Below are 680 nucleotides of genomic sequence, written 5' to 3'. Positions count from 1 at the left end.
AAGATGTCTGCAACCAAATCCCAGGCTGCGTCGGGGAGTTCGTACCGTTTGGCCATCGTGGGCTCCTGCCGTTGATGGACGCAGACTTTACTGACTCCCGACGCTTGCTGGGTTCAAATGAGTTTCAGATGATTTCGTACAGAGCCTATGGGCAATTGAAAACTCTGCATGCTTGGGAATTCTGAGCCGGAGCTTGCTTGAACAACTGATTACGGTCTTGTGGGGCATCAAGTCCGTAGAGAATGCGGAATCCCAAATGGGCGCGGGTCCCGCAGAGTTGGCGAAGGCGCTGAAAATGAACCTGAAAGCTGGCACCGCCAAAATGTTGGAGCGAAACACGGGTGAGGACGTGATCGCCCAATTTCTGGAAACAGAACAGGCCAAACGAACTCTTCGACGCAAATCCGCGCAGGGTCAGGCCAAGGAGGCCGAGGTGCAGGATCTGTATACGGTGTCCTACCGACTGTTATCACTTGAAACGCATGGTCACAATGAGACCCCAGCCGAAAAAGCTGAGGCCAGCGCTTTGTGCGCCACTCACCTTCAGGGCATCGGCGCAATCAGCCGAGGTATTGGTCAGGCGTGTGTCTGCTGGCTGACAGTGTGAATCGCCCCGGATTCTCTAGACACCTTGCAAGCTCATTGCGTAACGTTTTTCAAACTCTACCGGTGACAGCTGA

2 protein-coding genes are annotated in these 680 nt (G+C 54.1%); both read left to right on the top strand.

Annotated elements, in window-relative coordinates; genetic code table 11:
• On the top strand, positions 1–185 hold a 185-nt coding region (locus JTJ32_RS26295; RefSeq protein WP_210043816.1), incomplete at its 5' end, for a hypothetical protein.
• 8 nt (positions 186–193) lie between these two features.
• Positions 194–607, top strand: coding sequence for a hypothetical protein (locus JTJ32_RS26290; RefSeq protein WP_210043815.1), 414 nt, complete (start codon positions 194–196; stop codon positions 605–607).
• Positions 608–680: the final 73 nt, after the last annotated feature.

The sequence above is a fragment of the Pseudomonas alliivorans genome, assembly GCF_017826695.1.
Lineage (GTDB): Bacteria > Pseudomonadota > Gammaproteobacteria > Pseudomonadales > Pseudomonadaceae > Aquipseudomonas > Aquipseudomonas alliivorans.
The sequence above is the reverse complement of the archived record's forward strand: the minus strand, read 5'-3'. Positions and strand labels throughout refer to the sequence as shown.